Source organism: Rarobacter incanus (genome assembly GCF_006715765.1).
Lineage (GTDB): Bacteria > Actinomycetota > Actinomycetes > Actinomycetales > Cellulomonadaceae > Rarobacter > Rarobacter incanus.
In genome coordinates, this window is the sequence record NZ_VFNV01000001.1 from 2,155,713 (window position 1) to 2,173,916 (window position 18,204).

The window sequence follows — 18,204 nt, forward strand, 5'->3', positions numbered from 1 at the left end:
GTTGTGCGTCACGTTTCGCGCGCCGCAGTCCGCAAGAACGGGCGCCGCGCGCGGGGCGCGGTGGATCCCGCAAATTCAGGCGCTACGGTAGGTGGCGTGATCGAATCCCGCACCGCAGCGCAGCCGCCGGACCGACTCCGCTTTGTGCGCACGGCGGGGCAGCCTCGTCTCCTTGCGTTACTGCTTGTCGTGGTGCTGATTGCGGCCGCCTGCTTCGCTCTGGGGCGCTGGCAGTTTCATCGCGCCTTCGAACGCTCGCAGCTGGCCCAGCACCTCGCGGATACCGGCGGCGACGTGGCAGGCGCCAGGGCGATCGGCGACACCTTGGCACCGCAGCAGAAGTTCCCGGGAGACTTGGTCGGGACCACGGTGACGGCGACCGGGACCTTTGAACCACGGCGCTTCTACGTCGAGGGCCGGGCGGTTGGTGGCAAGGTCGGCTACGTGGTGATGGCGGGCCTGCGCATCAGCGACGATGGGGTCGGTGGTGCGTCCTGGGCGGGCTTGAGCGGCCAACCGGTGCTTCCCGTCGCGTTGGGGTGGGCCGCGACGCTCGCCGAGGCCACGGCGGCCCAGCCGCCCACCGGACCTGTCAGCGTGGTCGCGTACCTGCAGGGCGGGGAGCAGGCGGGGCAGGCTCCGAACGCGGACGGCGTCATCGATTCGATCAGCTCGACCTTGCTCCTGGGGCAGTGGGGCGGGCCGATCTACTCGGCCTACGGCGTGCTGCTCGATTCGACCCCCGCCGCGGCGGTGGGGCTGACACCCCTGCCGCGCCCGCAACTCGACGGCGGCGAGGACCAGGCCAACATGAGGAACCTGTTCTACGCGATCGAGTGGTGGGTCTTTGGCGGGTTCGCCGTTGCGCTGTGGATCCGGGTGGTGCGCGACGAATCGCGTGCGGGATCGGCGGCGCCGACCCTCGACGACGTGATTGCGCGCGGCGCGGCCTAGCCGCCCGGTGCCGGTGCCTGAATTGTGAGAGGGTATCGACTCTGCGCGGCAGATTTGTGATACTGGTCACGGGTGATTTGTGCGGTTTGTGGCGGACGGGAGCAGCAAATGGGCATCGCATCGCGTCCTGGCGGCGTCGCACGGGCGCGCCTCGTTTCTTTGCTTTGTGCCGTGGCGCTTGGGTTGGCTTGCATAGTTCCGACGAGCGCCGCCGCCGCCGTTTCGGCCGATTCCGGGCGCGCCGCTTTGGTGAAGAAGCTGAACTCCCTGCGGGAGTCGCGGGGGATCAAGAAGCTGCGAAGCAACTCGAAACTCGACCAGGTCGCCCAGCGGTGGGCCCAGAAGATGTCGGCGAAGGACAAGCTGGAACACAACCCGTCCTTGCGAACCCAGATCCCTGCGGGATGGCGATCATTCGGCGAGAACGTCGGCTGGGCCATCGGATTCAAGTCCAATCCGGCGCAGATTCACCGTGGGTGGGTCCAATCGCCGCCGCACTACCAGAACATGGTCAACGCCAGCTTCACCGACGTCGGAATCGGCTACTACGAGGTCGACGGAATCGGCGCCTACGCCGTGCAGGTGTTCGGGACGTACCCGACAAGGACCGCCGCTGTTCCCAGCCTGAAAAAAATATCGCGCAAGACCGCCAGGGCCAGGATCAAGGTCAAGATCAGAATCACGGGCAAGAATCTCACCAAGGTCACACGGGTCACGGTCGGCAAGAAGCGCGCCAGGATCGTCAAGCGGAAAGGGACGCTGCTGGTCGTGACGGTCACGGTTGCGAAACCAACGAAGGCGTATGTGCGCTTGCACTGGTCCGGGGGCGCGACCCCGAAGTCCGCGCGCAGCGCTATCAGGTTCCGATAGCGCGGGGCGCTACGCTTGGGTGCCATGACCGAACCCAGTGACACTTCAGCCACCGGAACACCGACCAGCGATCCCGCGGACCTGGCCAAGGCGCAGGCCGTGATCGCGGCGGCGCGCGGGGCCACGACGCGTTATCGCGTCATGGCGTGGATCACCGGCGTCATGCTGCTGGCATTGTGCGTCGAGATGATCCTCAAGTACCTGATGCACGCGGACGTTTCCGCGATCGCGTGGATCCCGTACGCCCACGGTTGGATCTTCGTTGTGTATCTGGTAACCGTATTCGACCTGTGGACAAAAATGAGGTGGTCGCTGGGGCGCCTCGCGACCATGGTTTTTTCCGGGGTGGTCCCGGTCATGAGCTTCGTGGTCGAAGCGCGAGTGCACCGCGACGCGGCCGCGAAAGCGGATGCCGCGCAACGCGTGATAGCGGGCCGGTCGTAACCTTTGCGCTTTGCCCACTATCCTTGTGCCTGTGACTCAAACAGCACCTTCCCAGCCGCGACCGGTCCTGGTCATCGACTTCGGAGCGCAATACGCGCAGTTGATAGCCCGCAGGGTCCGTGAGGCCAACGTCTACTCCGAAATCGTGCCGCACACGGCGAGCGTTGCGGACATTATGGCGAAGAACCCGGCGGCGATCATTCTTTCCGGCGGGCCGTCCTCCGTGTATGCGGACGGTGCCCCGACCGTCGATCCGGCGCTCTTCGAGCAGGGCGTGCCGGTGCTCGGCATCTGCTACGGGTTCCAGGCGATGGCCGCGGCGCTCGGCGGCACGGTGGCGCAGACCGGACTGCGCGAATACGGGCGCACCCCGGTGGGTGTGTGCGAGGCCGGCGTCCTGCTGGCGGGAAGCCCCGCGCAGCAGCCGACCTGGATGAGCCACGGCGACGCCGTGCACGCGGCGCCTGCGGGATTCACCGTGCTTGCGTCTTCGCAGGGTGCGCCGGTTGCCGCGTTCGAGGACGACACCCGGCGGCTCTACGGCGTGCAGTGGCACCCCGAGGTGAAGCACTCCCCGTTCGGGCAGGACACTCTCACCAATTTCCTTTACAAGGGTGCGGGGTTGAGCCCTGACTGGACCCCCGGGAACGTCATCGCCGATCAGGTCGCCGCGATCAGGGCCCAGGTGGGCTCGTCCCGCGTCATTTGCGGGCTGTCTGGCGGCGTAGATTCCTCCGTCGCGGCGGCGCTGGTGCAGCGCGCGGTCGGCGACCAGCTGACGTGCGTGTTTGTCGATCACGGGTTATTGCGCCAGGGCGAGGCCGAGCAGGTGGAAAAGGACTTCGTCGCAGCCATCGGCGTGAAACTGGTCGTTGTCGACGCCAAGCAGAGATTCTTGGATGTGCTCGCGGGGGTTACCGAACCCGAGACCAAGCGCAAGATCATTGGCCGCGAATTCATTCGCGTATTCGAGGACGCAGCGCGCGATATCGTGGCCGATGCAGGCCAGGGCGGCGACGTGAAGTTCCTGGTGCAGGGGACGCTGTACCCCGACGTCGTGGAATCCGGCGGCGGTGAGGGAGCGGCAAACATCAAGAGCCACCACAACGTGGGCGGCCTGCCCGATGACTTGCAGTTCGAGCTGGTCGAACCGCTGCGCACCCTGTTCAAGGATGAGGTTCGTGCGGTGGGCATCGAATTGGGTGTGCCCGAGGACATCGTTTGGCGCCAGCCCTTCCCGGGGCCCGGATTGGGAATCCGGATCATCGGCGAGGTCACGGCCGACCGGCTCGACATCTTGCGTGCTGCCGATGCCATTGCCCGCGAGGAATTGACGAAGGCGGGCCTGGACCGCGACATTTGGCAGTGCCCGGTGGTTCTGCTGGCCGATGTGCGCAGCGTCGGCGTGCAGGGCGACGGGCGCACCTACGGGCATCCGATCGTGCTGCGGCCCGTGTCCAGCGAGGACGCGATGACCGCGGACTGGTCCCGGCTCCCTTACGACTTGCTTGCAGAAATCTCGAACAGGATCACTAACGAGGTGAGCGACGTCAACCGCGTCGTACTGGATGTCACCAGCAAGCCGCCGGGCACGATCGAGTGGGAATAGCAACCAACGCATCACTAACAAAGGAGTTCGCATGACGCAGGGGCCCAACTATTACGACCCGAAGGAACTGTTCGGCCAGGACTACGACGGTAGCGACGAGGAACTGGAAGAGGACGGCGAAATCGAGATCGTTCCCTCCGAGGATGGGGATGGATTCGAAATTAACGGCCCAGTCCCGGCCATCTTGGACCTCTTCACCTCCGGGATCCTTGACATCGTCGAGCAGGCCGCCGACGACGGAGATTTCGATCCCGACACGGTTGCCACGGTCATCAAGGCAGTGGCGCAAATCCGCGAGGCAGTGGATCTGGACTAAACGGATACATTGAACACCTTGGCCCCCGGCGCGGCACACGCCCCGGGGGCCAAGGTATGCCTACGGTGGTTTAGTACATGTTCACCTGCAGGGGACGCTGTCACCCGAGGAGCCACAATGTCGAGTAAAGTCACCATCAACCACACAAAGGGAGTCAAGGTCGTTGGCCTGCTCATCATCATCATCGGTGCGGTGATGATGGTCGCCGGCGTGGGGACCTACTGGCAGGTTTCCGCGCAGTTGCGTGCGGAAAAGATCACGGTCTCCGACGACGCGGACTTCTTGGCCGGATACCAGGTTGCTGGTCCCCTCACGGCCTACGCGCAGGCGGAAGTCATCAATAAGCACGCTCTTGCGGAATCCGACAACAAGACTTACGCGGAACTTGACCGCGACGATCCGACGCGCGCGACCGTGATGAACGCATCCTTCCTGCGCGCGTCGCTGTTCACCTCGGTAGTCGCGTTTGGCGTTGCCGTTCTGGTGGCCGCGCTGGGCCTGATCTTCGTCTTCCTCGGGTGGACCCTGCGGCGCCTTGCGGGTGGGCCCGCGGTGGTAATCGAAACCTTTGACACCGCCTCCCCGGCTGGGCCCGTGCCCGTTGCCGATGCGACGCCGGTGTCGGCGGAGCCGGAGGCGGCTGAGGACCCGCTACCCACCCGCGCCTCGCGCAAATCGGTGCCCGCCGAACCGGCCCCGATCGACGCCGACGGCGCGCGCAGCGGCGCGACGGTAGCCGAGGCGCTGAGCCGTCACGCGCGTGGGCCCGCCACGACGCCGACCCCGGCCGTTGCCGGTACGGGTGCAGCCGTGCTTTCTGAAACCAGCCTTGGCGGGGCGGCCAATGGTGCAGCCGCGGATGCGCCTGCACCCGTCGCTCCGCAGGCACCCGTCGCTCCGCAGGCACCCGTCGCTCCGCAGGCACCCGTCGCTCCGCAGGCACCCGTCGCTTCGGAGGCACCGGCCGGGATCGTCCCCGCGCCCACCCCGGCGCCGGCCGAGGCCGCGGCGGCCCCCCGCATCCCGGTGGACCGGCCTGCCGATATCCAGGATTCGGCCCTGCTCGATCAGCAAGCCGCCGCGGCGGCGGTTGAATCGGGTCCAACGGTTGTTTCACCCAAGATCCCGTCGTTCGACGAGGCAATTGCGGAGCAGTCGGAATCCCAGATTCCGGTGCCGCCGCGCGTCAGTTGGCAGTCGCCGGCCCAGCGAACAAGTGAGACTCCCGCAGCGGAGCAGGACTAGGCCGGGCTACCGCGCCTCGGTGATCCTCGGGTGAGGTGTCCGGAGACCGCCTACCCGCCGGTGGCCGATTCCGGTGTTGCTACGAGCGACTGTGCTGCTGCTCGGTCAGCGGTTTGACGAGGGGGTTGGTCTCGTCCTTTCTTGCTTCAGGATGTGTGCCTGAGGGCGGGCGCAATCGCGGCCACGACCAGCGCTATGCCGGCTCCCGCCAGTGCGATGGCAAGCGCCGTTGTGCCGTTGAAATGTGCCCCCGCCCCCCACGCGATGGTCGCCACGCCGAGGCAAAGAATGAGGGCACCCCACACCACTGAGGTGACCCGCGGGCCCCTCTTGTACGGCTCGGTGCGGGGCGCAGCGGGAACGCCCAGGCCGGAAGGGAAGTGTGCCTCGCCGGCGGCGTGCGGCTCGGCAGGTGCGGCGGATTGGCCGGGCTCGTGCGTGACGGTGGGTTCGCCGGGCTCGTTCGCGACGGTAGGTTCGCCGGGCTCGTGCTGCCTTGCCGGATCGCTGACGTCGCTGTGCTGGGTGGGCCCGTTGGGCTGGTCCTGAGTCATTTCTTTTCCTTGATCGTAATGTTGCTCATCGTTGACGAGATATCGATGCGCAGGCGCACGGGGCTTCCTGCCTGCGCGGTCGGGGTGGTCACCGTGCCTCCGTGCGAAAGGTCGGCGTCAAGGAAATCGTCTTCGCCTGCGGCGGATTCCCACACGACGTCGCTCATGGTCGTTTTGCCGGCAAGTGATGCAGCGATCCCTGGTGGGACAAGGATCGTGACGTTGGACATGACCACCCGCACGGGCACGGTTGTCGCGGTCTCGGTGCCGAAATCGACGTCCCGCAGATCTACGGTGCCCTCGCTGGCGACGAACACAAATCCGCCCGCCACATCGCCGGTGTGTGCCGGCGAGTACGAACTGGATGCGAAGGTCGTCACCCGCGCTTGTTCCATGCCCGCGCGCACCTGACCCCAACCCGATAGCGGCCCGGCAACAATGAGAACGAGCACAATCACCCACCCCAAACCGCTGGTCTTGCGGCCGGTCAATCCGGCGATCAACATCGTCAGTCCGGCGATGACAAGCACGGTCCCGGCGGCGATCGCTACGATGTCACCGGAAATGACTCCCTGCTGGTGCGCTCCGATCACGGCGGCCACGGCGATCAACATCACACCGATGACGCCTGCGACTACCGCGCCCGGTACCCGCCGCCACCGCGGCTTGGGTGCCTTCACCGTCGCCGGGGGGACGGGTGCGGCCGGGGGCGCGGGTGGGCCGTATTGCGGACCGTCGGGCGCGGCCGGGGGCGCAGCAGGAGTGCGGCCGGTGGCGGCCCGCGCGGTGGGGTCGGCGCTTGCGGGGGGCTGCTGCTGCGGCGGCGGGGCACTCGTCGCGAATGTCGGGGCGGTTGCGGTTGGATATGCGCCCGCCGCGGTGGGCGCGGCGGATGGCCATCGCGTTCCCGGGCCGGGTCCTTGCGCATGGGGCGAGCTGGCGTAGCCCTGGCGCGCCGCGCGGGCACGCTGGACGCTGTTGACGATGAACACGGCGGTTCCCGCGACGATCGCGACGGACAGCACCGTGCTCGCGAACCCGAAGGGCCAGGCCCAGGGCTGCCCCGGCAGCCCCGTCACGGCCCATCCGCCGCCCCACAAAAGACCCACCGCGGGTACCGCAAGGACGCCGATGTAGGCGTTGTCCCATTTCCCGGCCAGCAGTTCTTCGGCCAAGATCCGGCCGCTGCGGGCATCGGGCAGCAGGGCCCACGCCACCGCGTATGCCAGGGGGCCTATACCGGTAAAGATCACCACGACGAGCGCGATGGCGCGCGCCAGCGCCGGGTCAAGGTTCCAGCGGGCGCCGATGCCCGATGCGACCCCGGCGATCCAGCGATCGTCGGACCTTTCGATTTTCATGTCGCGTATGGCCGCGAAGAAGCCGCCGGTCGAACCGGGGCCTGTCTGGTTCGTGTTCATGGTTTCATCCTGCGGCCCGCAACGGCCTTGCGGTATCGGGAACTACCCTGAATTGTCCCTGAACGGGTGCGCCCGCACCTGGGGTGGAACCCGGAATTACTCACCGGGGCCCGGTATTTGCTCGCCCGCGTCCAGGGTTCGTGGAACGATGGTGGCGTGCCCGTTCAATCCTCCCCAAAGGCGCCTACGACCAGGCTGCCGCTGCGCCGCATCGAGCGCGGCCGCATTGCGGCGGGCGTGTGCCGGGGGCTGGCGGCGCACCTGGATCAACCCGTCCAACGCATTCGGTTGGCGATGATCGGCCTTGCGGTCTTCGGCGGCGTCGGCGTGGTCCTGTACCTGTTCTTGTGGTTGACGGTGCCGGTCGGGGACCCCGCACTGGACGCGCGGCAGGGCGCCGATCTTCAGCGCGCCCGCGGCGCACGCGAACTCGTTGAGCGAGTCGCCGCGAGCCGGTGGCAGGGAGTGTCTGTCGCGAATGCTGCCGTCGGGGTGCTGCTGGTCGTTATCGCGGTCATGCTCATCGGGCGCCCCGTTCCCGAACGCTTGGCGCAGTGGCTGCTGCCCGTCTTCATCGTCGCCGCGGGGGCATTGCTGACATGGTCACAGCTTGACCAGAGCCAGCGTCAGCGATTCTTGGGGAATACGGATGCGGCAACCGGCAGGTGGGGCGCGGTCAGGTTCGTCGCGGGGATTGCCCTAGTCATCGCCGGGGTGCTTGCCTTCGTTGGGCGGGGATCTAGCCCCGCCGTCGCCCTCGGCGGCGCGGTGGCGGCGATCGCGGTGTTGGCGGGCGTGGCCTTGGTGCTTGCGCCCTGGTGGCTGCGCCTGCTCAGGGATCTGGCCCAGGAGCGCGCCGCCCGCGAACGCGCCGACGAGAGGGCGGACATCGCGGCCCACCTGCATGATTCGGTACTACAGACCCTTGCACTGATACAGCGGAATGCGGGGGACGGGGTGCTCGTCGGTAAACTAGCGCGGACCCAGGAACGCGAACTGCGCGGCTGGCTTTACCGCGATGAGGCCCCGAGCGGCACGTCGGTGGCCGCAGAAATCCGCGGCGTATGTGAGGAAATCGAGGACGAGTTCGCCGTCGCCGTTGACCTGGTCACCGTGGGGGACACGGCTCCGGACGCACGCAGCGGCGCCCTGCTGCAGGCGACCGGGGAGGCGCTGAAGAACGCCGTGCGGCACGGCAAACCCCCGGTCACCGTGTATTTTGAGGCCGCCCCCACCCACCTCGAGGTGTCGGTGCAAGATCGCGGTGAGGGATTCGACGTGGATGCCATTGCGCAGGACCGCTTTGGCGTGCGGCAATCGATCGTGGGGCGCATTGAGCGGCGCGGTGGCAACGTTCTCATAAGACAACGCGGGGATGGGGGAACTGAGGTGCGGATGAGTATTCCGCGGGGCGAGGAGGCCGAAGGTGAGTGAGTCGTTGCGTCTGGTGGTGGTGGATGACCACGCCATGTTCCGGGCGGGGGTCGTGTCGTTGCTGCCCGATGATTTCGAGGTGGTGGGTCAGGCCGCCGACGTCGAAAGCGCGATCGCGATCATCGGTGAGACCGCCCCGGACGTCGTGCTGCTCGACGTGCATCTGCCCGGTGGGGCCGGCGGTGGGGGAGCGGAGGTCGCCGCAGCGGTTGCCGCGACGCGATCCCCCGGCGGTGCTGACGTCCGGATGCTCGCCCTGTCGGTTTCGGATGCCGCGCAGGACGTCGTGTCGGTGATCAGGGCGGGGGCGCGCGGGTACGTGACTAAATCGATCGAACCCGTCGCACTGGCCGACGCTATCCGGCGGGTAGCCGCCGGTGACGCAGTGTTCTCCCCGATGCTCGCGGGGTTTGTCCTGGATTCCTTCGGTTCGCAGCCGGTTGTGCCCGAGAGGGACGCGGAACTAGATCGGCTCAGCGCCCGCGAGCAGGAGGTCATGCGCCTGATCGCCCGCGGATATTCCTACCGCGAGGTTGCTGGCGACCTGTTCATCTCCGTCAAGACGGTGGAAACGCATGTATCGGCCGTGCTGCGCAAGCTGCAACTGTCGTCCCGCCACGAAATCACCAGGTGGGCCGCCGCACGGCGGCTGTTGTAGCGCGGTTTGCTGACTGAATCGGTCGGTGCGTTGAATACTTCGACATCGCGGCCAGCGGTTCGTAGGATCAAGACATGAGCTTTCTTTACGGGGTGTTCCTGTTCCTGCACATGGTCGGATGGGCGATCGTCTTCGGCGGTTACCTGGCCACCATGAAGCAGCCGGGTGTCTACAAGGGCACGTTGCACGGCGCGCTGACGGCACTAGTTTCGGGCATTGCGATGGTGGGAATCCGCGAAATGGATGACTCCATGAACGACCCGAACATGGTGAAGATCGCGCTGAAGCTGGGCATCGCCCTGGTTGTCGTCCTACTGGCGTTCGTTGCGAACGCGAAGAAGGAAGATGCACCTGTGGGGCTCAAGCACGCCATCGGCGGGCTGACGCTGGTCAACATCGCCATCGCTGTGTTTGTGCACTGATACAGCTTCGACGCTAGATGACGTGCAACCCGCACTCGGTCTTTGTCTGTCCCGCCCACCTGCCCGAGCGTGGGTCCGCGCCGGGCTCCACCATCGACGTGCACGGGGCGCAGCCGATCGACGGGTAGCCCTGTGACAGCAGCGGGTTGACGATGACTGCGTTTTCCGCGATGTAGCGTTCCGTCTGTTCGTCGCTCCACGCGGCGATCGGGTTGACCTTCACCAGCTTATTCGCCTGATCCCACACGACAATCGGCGCCTGGGCGCGCGACGGGGCGTCGGCGCGTCGCACCCCGGTGAGCCACACCTCGTAGTCGGCCAGTTGGTCGCGCATCGGCACCACCTTGCGCAGGTGGCAGCACTTGGTGGGATCGCTAGCGAACAGATCCTTGCCGTGCGCCAGGTCCTGCTCGGCGACGCTGGCGCGCGGCCGTACCGACACGACGTTGACGCGCATGTCGGCGGCCACCCGATCGCGCGTCGCCAAGGTCGTTTCGAAGTGGTACCCGGTGTCGCCGAACAGGACATCGACCCACGGTTTGTATGACGAAACCAGGTGCACCAGGACGGTATCGGCCATGGAACTGGCCACGGCGATGCGGTCACCAAACGTATCGATCACCCACGCAAGGACGCGGGCGGCATCTGCCTCGTCCTGAGCGCCGATCTGCGAACCGTGCAGTAGGTCGCGCCCCTGTGCGGCTATCCGTTGCAGTTCCGCCTCGGTGCGCCGGGGTGTGCGCTCGCGTTCCCTCCGCTCCGCTTCCCGCCGCCATTCGGCCTGCCGCGCCAAACGCTGTTGGGCGACGAGCGCCCCGCCCCCAGCAGCAAACACCCCCGTGAAGGCATTAGCTTCGCCTAGGGTGCTCAACGCAGCAGTTCCTCGTCGGCGCGCAGCGCCCACTGCGCGAACGGTTCGTTCCCGTCGCGGTTTTCGACGTAGGAGCGCGTGAGCTTTTCCACGTATTCGCCGACGCCGTCCGCGGGGACCTTGAGGCCGCGCACGGTGCGACCGAAACCGGCCTCGGCCCGCTGCTCCGAAATGAGCCCGCCGCCAAGGTGAACCTGATAGCCGGGAACCTGCTCGCCCTCGTCGTTCATGATGAGCTGCCCCTTGAGCCCGATGTCCGCGGTCTGGATCCGGGCGCACGAATTCGGGCACCCGTTGACGTTCAAAGTCAGCGGCAACAGCTTGTGTTCCTGCGTGACGTCGGCCAGGGCCTGGTCAAGGTGCTGGATGGCGCGCGTCGCGTTCGCCTTGGTTTCCACGATCGCCAGCTTGCAATACTCGATGCCCGTGCACGCCATCGTCGAACGGCGGAAATTGCCCGGTTCGGCCTCGAATCCTAACTCGCGCAGGGTACCCACGGCCCGGTCAACGTCACCGGGCGGCACGTCCAGGAGAAGGAGCTTCTGATACGGCGTGAGGCGAATGCGGTCGGAACCAACCGACTCGGCCAGGTCCGCGACCCCGGCCAACGCGGTGCCACTGGTGCGCCCCACGTAGGGAGCCGCGCCTATATAGAATTTTCCGTCCTTTTGTTCGTGCACCCCGACGTGGTCCGCGGAGCGGGTCGGCTGGGCCGGTGCTGGCCCATCGGGAAGTTCGTAGCCCAAGTATTCGTCCTGCAGAATCTGCCGGAATTTCTGCGGGCCCCAGTCGGCCATGAGGTACTTGAGCCGGGCTCGATTGCGCAGGCGCCGGTAACCGTAGTCGCGAAAGATCGACGTGATGGCGACCCACACCTCGGGGACCAGGCGCGGCTCAAGGAAGGTGCCGAGGCGCTGCGCCAGGTGCGCGCTGGTCGACAGGCCGCCCCCGACCCAAAGATCGAATCCGACACCGAGCTCGGGATGCACGACCGGCACCAGCGAAAAGTCGTTGATTTCCGGAACGACGTCGAAGCTGGGGTGCCCGGTGATCGCGGTCTTATACTTGCGCGGAAGGTTGGAAAAGGAAGGGTCCCCGATGTAGCGCCGCACGATTTCGGCGATGATGTCGGTCGGGTCGATGATCTCGTCCTTGGCAATGCCAGCGACGGGAGAACCCAGGATCACGCGCGGGACGTCGCCGCACGCCTCCGTGGTTTGTAGTCCAACGGCTGCCAGCCGCTCCCAGATCTGGGGCATCGATTCGACCTCGACCCAGTGGAATTGGATGTTGTGGCGGTCGGTGATGTCCGCGGTATTGCGGCAAAAGTCCTGCGAGATTTGCGCGAGAGTGCGCAGTTGCGCGACGTTGAGTGCACCGCCGTCGGAGCGCACCCGAAGCATGAAATAGGAGTCCTCGATTTCCTCGGTTTCGAGTTGCGCGGTGCGCCCGCCGTCGATTCCCGGCTTGCGCTGCGTGTAAAGGCCCCACCAGCGAAAGCGACCGTGCAGGTCATCCTTCGGGATCGAATCGAATCCCTCCTTGGCGTAGATCCGTTCGATGCGCTCGCGGACGTTGAGGGGGTCGTCGATCTGCTTGAGTTCCTCGTTTGCGTTCAGGGGCGTTTTCCCGTCCACTTTCCACTGCCCGTTGGGGCGTGCGGCCCGGGCCGGGCGCCCCGGGCGCTTCGCGGCGGCGGCCGAGGCAGGGGGCTGCGTGGCTGCTTGCGAGGCAGTCGGGCTAGAGCTTGTCGGTTCAGAGCCTTTCGGGTCAGAGCCGCTCGGCGCCGGAGTTTGGGGAGCAGTCATGGGGATCCTTCGGATGTGCAGGGGGGCGTATGACCGGGGGATTTTGTCTGAAAGACGTTACGTTGGCCGGTATTGCCGTGACCACAGGGGTTCACATGATGGACAGCGCGGCACTGTCGGGTGTCCGAAACTGGGACCGCGGCTTGGTGGCGGGCTCAGCAGAACTAGGGAGGGGGCTACTCGACCGGTGGAGGTAGCCATTCTTGGTCGGCGCCGACTGAAAGGTGCGCGGTCGGCGCGCGCGAGGGTGCGCGGGGGCGTCGAGTGCGGGGTTTTGGTTCGAGTGCGGTGGTTTGAGCAGGGGTCTTTACTGAAAGGGGCGCGGTCGGCGCGTGCGGGGGTGCGCGGGAACGTCGAGTGCGGGGTTTTGGTTCGAGTGCGGTGGTTTGCGCAGGGGGCGCGTGACCGAAAGCTGCGCGGACTACTCGATCGACGGGGTGCCACTAGGCTTAGACCATCATGGCTTCATTGTTCGACTCACTCACTTCCAAGCTTGCGCGTTCGCGCGCCGAATCGGCGGGCACCTCCGTGCTGCCGTCGTTGGCGATGCCCGTAGATCAGCAAGAACCGGCGCCAGAATACGACGAAGGACCTGCCCACGACTACGACGCTTTGGGCGATCCCTACGCCGCGCAGGATGCCCAGTGGGAAGCGCAGCGGGCACGCGAGGCAGAGCAAAGGGCGGCCGGCCTTCTGCGCGGGCTCAATCCGCAGCAACGCGAGGCCGTCGAATACGCAGGACCGGCACTTCTGATTATCGCGGGTGCGGGTTCCGGTAAAACTAGGGTCCTCACTCACCGGATCGCCTACCTGCTCGCCACCGGCAGAGCGCGGCCCGGGCAGATCCTCGCCATCACCTTCACGAACAAGGCCGCCGCAGAAATGCGTGAACGCGTTGCCGACTTGGTCGGGCCCGAGGCCCGGCGCATGTGGGTTGCCACGTTTCACTCCGCGTGCGTACGCATCCTGCGCGCCGAACACGATCACGTCGGGCTGAAATCGACGTTCTCGATCTACGATTCCGCCGACTCGCAGCGGCTCCTGACGCTCATCGCGCGCGATCTGGATCTGGACGTCAAGAAGTTCCCCGCCAAGGTCCTGGCGCGCAAAATATCGGACCTGAAGAACGATCTGGTGCCGCCGAAGCAGTTCACGGAGGCTGCGGGCGGGGCGGGTACGGCGGACTTCGACCGCACGCTAGCGCAGGTTTACGAGCGGTACCAGGCTCGCCTGCGGGGAGCCAACGCCGTCGACTTCGATGACATCATCGGCCTCACCGTTCAGCTGCTGCAACGCAACCCCATCGTTGCCGAGCACTACAGGCGCAGGTTTAGGCACATTCTCGTCGACGAATATCAGGACACCAACCACGCCCAGTACGTCCTGATTCGCGAGCTAGTGGGCACGGGCGACAACCCGGACGTCCCGCCCGGGGAACTGACGGTCGTCGGGGACTCGGACCAGTCGATCTATGCATTCCGCGGCGCCACTATTCGCAACATTGAGGAATTCGAGCAGGATTATCCGGCCGCGCACACCATCTTGTTGGAGCAAAACTACCGTTCCACGCAGACGATTCTGTCGGCAGCCAACGCGGTGATCGCCCGCAATAGCGCCCGGCGGCCAAAGAAACTGTGGACCGATTCCGGCCAGGGCGACAAGATCATTGCGGACGTGGCGGAGGACGAATACGGGGAGGCGCGATTCGTCGCGGATGAGATAGACGAGCTCGCCGACAGCGGGACATTCCGCTATTCCGACATCGCAGTGTTTTACCGTGCCAACGCGCAGTCGCGGGCCCTTGAAGACCAGTTCATCAAGGTCGGACTGCCGTACCGAGTCGTTGGCGGAACCCGCTTCTACGACCGCAAGGAAATAAAAGACGTAGTCGCTTACCTGCGGGTCATCGCAAACCCAGACGACGACATCTCGTTGCGCCGGATATTGAATGTTCCCAAGCGGGGGATCGGCGACCGGTCCGAGGCCGTCATCGCGCAGTTCGCCGCCCGCGAGTCCATTAGCTTCGGCACCGCACTGCGGCGCGTCGGCGAAATTCCCGGAATGACCTCCCGGACAATCAAGCCCGCAGGTGCCTTTGTCGAGTTCCTAGATGACGCCGCCGCGTTCGGGGCCGGGCACGGAGTAGACGAGCTTGTCGAGAGGATCCTCGATAAGTCTGGGTACCTGGCGGAACTGCGCGCCAGCGACAACCCGCAGGACTACACGCGGGTCGAAAACCTGGCCGAATTCCACTCGGTTGCAGTCGAATTCGTCACCGACTACCCAGACGCGGACCTGGTCGACTTCCTGGAGAGGATATCGCTGGTCGCCGACGCCGATCAGATCCCGGGCGATCAGGGCATGGTCACGCTCATGACTTTGCATACCGCGAAGGGGCTGGAATTCCCGGTCGTATTCCTGACCGGCATGGAGGATGGCACGTTCCCACACTCTCGATCCATGGGTGACGACACCGAGCTTGCGGAGGAACGTCGCCTCGCCTACGTCGGCATCACGCGCGCGCGCCGGCGGCTCTACCTCACGCGCGCCGGCATGCGCTCCGCGTGGGGGCAACCCTCCGAGTTTCCCGCCAGCCGGTTCTTCGATGAGATACCAACCGACCTCATAGAGTGGCGCCGGCGCGAATCTCCCACCATGTCGATACGGCAGACCGGGTGGGGCTCTTACGGGTCCCGAAGGACCCAGAGCGACGATGATTTTGCCCCAGCCATTGGTTCCGGCAACGCCAAGAGCACCTTTGCGCGCAGCGGGGAGGCGGAAGGGCGGGCCTCGTCGATGAGCGTGGATCGCATCGAAACGCCCTCAATATCCCTGCGGGTCGGCGACAAAATCACCCACGACAAGTTTGGCCTGGGAACCGTCGTGGGGCTGGAAGGCAGCGGCCGCAACGCCGTCGCGCGCGTGGATTTCGGGACGGGCGACCCCAAACGCCTGTTGCTTCGGATGGCGCCGATTACCAAGCTGTAGGCAACCTGTCCTGCCCCCGGTCAGTGAACCAACGCGGGCGTGCACGCATGCGCGGGACTCACCGATACGGGCGCGGTTTGTGTCGCGGGTTTCGATGCCGGCGGCTACAGAGAAAGCCGACGCGCCTGCGGGACGCCCGCAAGGGGCGCCGCTCCCGGCACTCACGCAAGCGACGGCACGCACGCGGGTGATCCCGAGTCCGTTGTGATGGTCACGCAGACGGCAAAAACGGACTACATTGGGACCAATGTCTTGATGTCGAGACACTTTCTTCGAGGGAAGGACCAGCGAGGGTGGACCTATTCGAGTATCAGGCCCGCGATGTCTTCGAAAAGCACGGCGTCCCCGTGCTGGACGGGATCGTGGCAACAACGCCTGCCGAGGCGCGCGCGGCGGCCGAAAAGCTGCTAGCGGATGGATCATCCGTTGTCGTGGTCAAGGCGCAAGTCAAGACCGGGGGCCGCGGTAAGGCCGGCGGGGTGAAGCTGGCACGCAGCGGCGCCGAGGCCGAAGAGAAGGCCGGCGAAATCCTGGGGATGGACATCAAGGGGCACACCGTGCACCGCGTCATGATCGCGGCCGGCGCCGATATCGACCAGGAGTTTTACTTCTCGGTGCTGCTCGACAGGGCCAACCGCTCCTACCTGGCCATGGCCAGCGTCGAGGGCGGCATGGAAATTGAGCAGCTCGCCGTTGAACGGCCCGAGGCCCTGGCCAAGGTCGAGGTCAACCCCTTGGTCGGGATCGATGAGGCAAAGGCTAACGAGATCGTCGTGGCGGCCGGATTCGCGCCCGAGATCAGCGGTCAAGTGGCAGACGTCATCCGCAAGCTGTGGGACGTTTACGCCGCGGAGGATGCGACCCTGGTGGAGGTCAACCCGCTTGTCAAGACCGGCGACGGGCGCATCGTTGCGCTGGACGGAAAAGTGACGCTGGACGACAACGCGGAGTTCCGGCACCCCGAACACGCGAGCCTTGTCGACAAAGAAGCGGCCGACCCGCTCGAGGCGAAGGCCAAGGAATACGACCTCAACTACGTCAAGCTAGACGGCCAGGTCGGAATCATCGGGAACGGTGCCGGGCTGGTCATGTCCACCCTGGATGTTGTCGCCTACGCTGGCGAGCGCCAAGGTGGGGTCAAGCCGGCCAACTTCCTCGACATTGGCGGTGGCGCGTCCGCCGCGGTCATGGCGGCAGGCCTAGACGTCATCTTGGGCGATAGTCAGGTCCAGTCAGTATTCGTCAACGTGTTCGGCGGAATCACCGCGTGCGACGAGGTTGCGAACGGCATCGTCAAGGCGCTCGAGATCCTGGGCGATCAGGCCACCAAGCCCCTCGTTGTCCGCCTCGACGGAAACAACGTCGTCGAGGGCCGCAGGATCCTTCAAGGAGCGGCACACCCACTGGTCACTCTTGCAGACACCATGGACGGTGGAGCTGAACTGGCCGCGCAACTAGCAAACCGCGCCTGACGGCACCAGACCTCAAGGAACACACTCATGGCAATTTTCATCGATGAAAACTCCAAGGTAATCGTGCAGGGAATGACGGGCGCCGAGGGGCAGAAGCACACCACCCGCATGCTCACGGCCGGCACGCAGATTGTCGGCGGCGTCAACCCGCGCAAGGCGGGCACATCCGTCGAATTCACGCTCGGGGATCAAGACATCGAAATTCCGGTCTTCGGCACGGTGCCCGACGCGGTCAGCGCCACGGGCGCTGACGTATCCGTGATCTTTGTGCCGCCGGCATTCGCGAAGGGCGCTGTGGTGGAAGCGATCGAGGCGGGCGTTCCGCTGATCGTGATCATCACCGAGGGCATCCCCGTCAAGGACTCCGCCGAGTTCTACACGCTGGCGAAGGAAAAGGGCGTGCGTCTCATCGGGCCCAACTGCCCCGGCATCATCAGCCCGGGAAAGTCTAATGTCGGGATCACCCCCGCCGACATTACGGGCCCGGGCAAGGTTGGCCTGGTTTCGAAATCGGGCACGCTCACCTACCAGATGATGTTCGAGCTTCGCGACCTTGGGTTTTCCACCGCAATCGGCATCGGCGGGGACCCCGTAATCGGCACCACGCACATTGACGCCCTTGCGGCATTCGAGGCCGACCCGCAAACGGAAGCGATCGTCATGATCGGCGAGATTGGCGGCGACGCCGAAGAGCGTGCGGCCGAATTCATCAAGGCCCACGTCACCAAGCCGGTCGTTGGCTACGTCGCCGGGTTCACCGCCCCCGAGGGCAAGACCATGGGGCACGCCGGGGCGATCGTGTCCGGATCCTCCGGCACTGCGCAGGCGAAGAAGGAGGCCCTGGAGGCCGCCGGCGTCAAGGTCGGTAAGACGCCTTCCGAAACCGCCCAATTGCTGCGCGACGTGCTTGCATAGCCCTTGCGCCGCATCGCCCGCCTGACCCGGTGACACAACCGGGGCCCTACCGGGCAAGGGGCCCGCGCATCGCCCGGGTCCCTTGCCCGATTAGCGTGGTACCGGCCACGCCTGCGCGCCTAACGCGCGCAGTAACGGCACCATGGTGGCTATGGCGCAACGACCGAACGCTCCGAGGATCCAACGGGCCCAAACATCGCGGCCGGTCTCACCCTCGCCCACC

Annotated in this window: 16 protein-coding genes; 12 read left to right on the forward strand and 4 right to left on the reverse strand. The window is 65.8% G+C overall.

The window, feature by feature from the left end; all coding sequences use genetic code 11:
• The first annotated feature begins 96 nt into the window (after nucleotides 1–96).
• The 6 genes from FB389_RS08930 to FB389_RS10940 all read left to right on the forward strand — a co-directional run bounded on the left by FB389_RS08930 (nucleotide 97) and on the right by FB389_RS10940 (nucleotide 5,438).
• Nucleotides 97–954 carry an SURF1 family protein gene (locus FB389_RS08930; RefSeq protein WP_246043600.1) on the forward strand — a complete coding sequence of 286 codons (858 nt, stop codon included), beginning with the start codon at nucleotides 97–99 and terminating at the stop codon, nucleotides 952–954.
• Between the two features lie 108 nt (nucleotides 955–1,062).
• Entirely contained in the window at nucleotides 1,063–1,824 is a 762-nt protein-coding gene (locus FB389_RS08935) for a CAP domain-containing protein (protein ID WP_142112876.1), read from the forward strand.
• A 24-nt stretch (nucleotides 1,825–1,848) separates the two neighbouring features.
• Nucleotides 1,849–2,268, forward strand: coding sequence for a DUF3817 domain-containing protein (locus tag FB389_RS08940; protein WP_142112878.1), 420 nt, complete (start codon nucleotides 1,849–1,851; stop codon nucleotides 2,266–2,268).
• 31 nt (nucleotides 2,269–2,299) lie between these two features.
• Nucleotides 2,300–3,877: a glutamine-hydrolyzing GMP synthase gene (gene guaA, locus FB389_RS08945; protein ID WP_142112880.1), complete on the forward strand. Its 1,578-nt coding sequence runs from the start codon at nucleotides 2,300–2,302 to the stop codon at nucleotides 3,875–3,877.
• A gap of 31 nt (nucleotides 3,878–3,908) precedes the next feature.
• Nucleotides 3,909–4,193 (forward strand): hypothetical protein, encoded by a 285-nt coding sequence (locus FB389_RS08950; RefSeq protein ID WP_142112882.1) that lies wholly within the window; start codon nucleotides 3,909–3,911, stop codon nucleotides 4,191–4,193.
• A gap of 117 nt (nucleotides 4,194–4,310) precedes the next feature.
• Nucleotides 4,311–5,438 (forward strand): hypothetical protein, encoded by a 1,128-nt coding sequence (locus FB389_RS10940; RefSeq protein WP_342776035.1) that lies wholly within the window; start codon nucleotides 4,311–4,313, stop codon nucleotides 5,436–5,438.
• Nucleotides 5,439–5,584: 146 nt separating this feature from the next.
• On the opposite strand, the gene FB389_RS08960 is transcribed toward FB389_RS10940, so the two are convergent.
• Nucleotides 5,585–5,992 (reverse strand): hypothetical protein, encoded by a 408-nt coding sequence (locus FB389_RS08960; RefSeq protein ID WP_142112884.1) that lies wholly within the window; start codon nucleotides 5,990–5,992, stop codon nucleotides 5,585–5,587.
• Nucleotides 5,989–7,413 carry a PspC domain-containing protein gene (locus FB389_RS08965; RefSeq protein WP_142112886.1) on the reverse strand — a complete coding sequence of 475 codons (1,425 nt, stop codon included), beginning with the start codon at nucleotides 7,411–7,413 and terminating at the stop codon, nucleotides 5,989–5,991. The genes FB389_RS08960 and FB389_RS08965 overlap by 4 nt, the downstream gene beginning before the upstream one ends.
• Before the next feature lie 156 nt (nucleotides 7,414–7,569).
• Here FB389_RS08965 and FB389_RS08970 point away from each other — a divergent pair, with 156 nt between their 5' ends.
• The 3 genes from FB389_RS08970 (at nucleotide 7,570) to FB389_RS08980 (ending at nucleotide 9,927) form a co-directional block, all read left to right on the forward strand.
• Entirely contained in the window at nucleotides 7,570–8,847 is a 1,278-nt protein-coding gene (locus FB389_RS08970; RefSeq protein ID WP_142112888.1) for an ATP-binding protein, read from the forward strand.
• The gene (locus FB389_RS08975) at nucleotides 8,840–9,505 is read left to right on the forward strand and encodes a LuxR C-terminal-related transcriptional regulator (protein ID WP_142112890.1); all 666 of its coding nucleotides are present in this window, start codon (nucleotides 8,840–8,842) and stop codon (nucleotides 9,503–9,505) included. The genes FB389_RS08970 and FB389_RS08975 overlap by 8 nt, the downstream gene beginning before the upstream one ends.
• A 74-nt stretch (nucleotides 9,506–9,579) precedes the next feature.
• Nucleotides 9,580–9,927, forward strand: a complete 348-nt coding sequence (locus FB389_RS08980; protein ID WP_142112892.1) for a hypothetical protein — start codon at nucleotides 9,580–9,582, stop codon at nucleotides 9,925–9,927.
• Between the two features lie 13 nt (nucleotides 9,928–9,940).
• On the opposite strand, the gene FB389_RS08985 is transcribed toward FB389_RS08980, so the two are convergent.
• Together FB389_RS08985 and FB389_RS08990 are read right to left on the reverse strand one after the other, a co-directional pair.
• Nucleotides 9,941–10,798 carry a phosphoadenylyl-sulfate reductase gene (locus tag FB389_RS08985; RefSeq protein WP_246043601.1) on the reverse strand — a complete coding sequence of 286 codons (858 nt, stop codon included), beginning with the start codon at nucleotides 10,796–10,798 and terminating at the stop codon, nucleotides 9,941–9,943.
• Entirely contained in the window at nucleotides 10,795–12,606 is a 1,812-nt protein-coding gene (locus FB389_RS08990; protein ID WP_142112894.1) for a nitrite/sulfite reductase, read from the reverse strand. The genes FB389_RS08985 and FB389_RS08990 overlap by 4 nt, the downstream gene beginning before the upstream one ends.
• Before the next feature lie 459 nt (nucleotides 12,607–13,065).
• On the opposite strand from FB389_RS08990, the gene pcrA reads away from it, so the two are divergent.
• The 3 genes from pcrA to sucD all read left to right on the forward strand — a co-directional run bounded on the left by pcrA (nucleotide 13,066) and on the right by sucD (nucleotide 17,981).
• Entirely contained in the window at nucleotides 13,066–15,594 is a 2,529-nt protein-coding gene (gene pcrA / locus FB389_RS08995; RefSeq protein ID WP_246043602.1) for a DNA helicase PcrA, read from the forward strand.
• A 293-nt stretch (nucleotides 15,595–15,887) separates the two neighbouring features.
• On the forward strand, nucleotides 15,888–17,066 hold the full coding sequence (sucC, locus tag FB389_RS09000) for an ADP-forming succinate--CoA ligase subunit beta (protein ID WP_142112895.1): 1,179 nt from the start codon (nucleotides 15,888–15,890) through the stop codon (nucleotides 17,064–17,066).
• Between the two features lie 27 nt (nucleotides 17,067–17,093).
• Entirely contained in the window at nucleotides 17,094–17,981 is an 888-nt protein-coding gene (sucD, locus tag FB389_RS09005) for a succinate--CoA ligase subunit alpha (RefSeq protein ID WP_142112897.1), read from the forward strand.
• Nucleotides 17,982–18,204 lie beyond the last annotated feature (223 nt).

Coding starts and splice junctions, on each gene's coding strand:
- pcrA (WP_246043602.1), top strand. CDS start 13,066: ATGGCTTCATTGTTCGACTCACTCACTTCCAAGCTTGCGCGTTCGCGC.
- FB389_RS08940 (WP_142112878.1), top strand. CDS start 1,849: ATGACCGAACCCAGTGACACTTCAGCCACCGGAACACCGACCAGCGAT.
- FB389_RS10940 (WP_342776035.1), top strand. CDS start 4,311: ATGTCGAGTAAAGTCACCATCAACCACACAAAGGGAGTCAAGGTCGTT.
- FB389_RS08935 (WP_142112876.1), top strand. CDS start 1,063: ATGGGCATCGCATCGCGTCCTGGCGGCGTCGCACGGGCGCGCCTCGTT.
- FB389_RS08960 (WP_142112884.1), bottom strand. CDS start 5,992: ATGACTCAGGACCAGCCCAACGGGCCCACCCAGCACAGCGACGTCAGC.
- FB389_RS08990 (WP_142112894.1), bottom strand. CDS start 12,606: ATGACTGCTCCCCAAACTCCGGCGCCGAGCGGCTCTGACCCGAAAGGC.
- FB389_RS08950 (WP_142112882.1), top strand. CDS start 3,909: ATGACGCAGGGGCCCAACTATTACGACCCGAAGGAACTGTTCGGCCAG.
- FB389_RS08965 (WP_142112886.1), bottom strand. CDS start 7,413: ATGAACACGAACCAGACAGGCCCCGGTTCGACCGGCGGCTTCTTCGCG.
- FB389_RS08980 (WP_142112892.1), top strand. CDS start 9,580: ATGAGCTTTCTTTACGGGGTGTTCCTGTTCCTGCACATGGTCGGATGG.
- sucD (WP_142112897.1), top strand. CDS start 17,094: ATGGCAATTTTCATCGATGAAAACTCCAAGGTAATCGTGCAGGGAATG.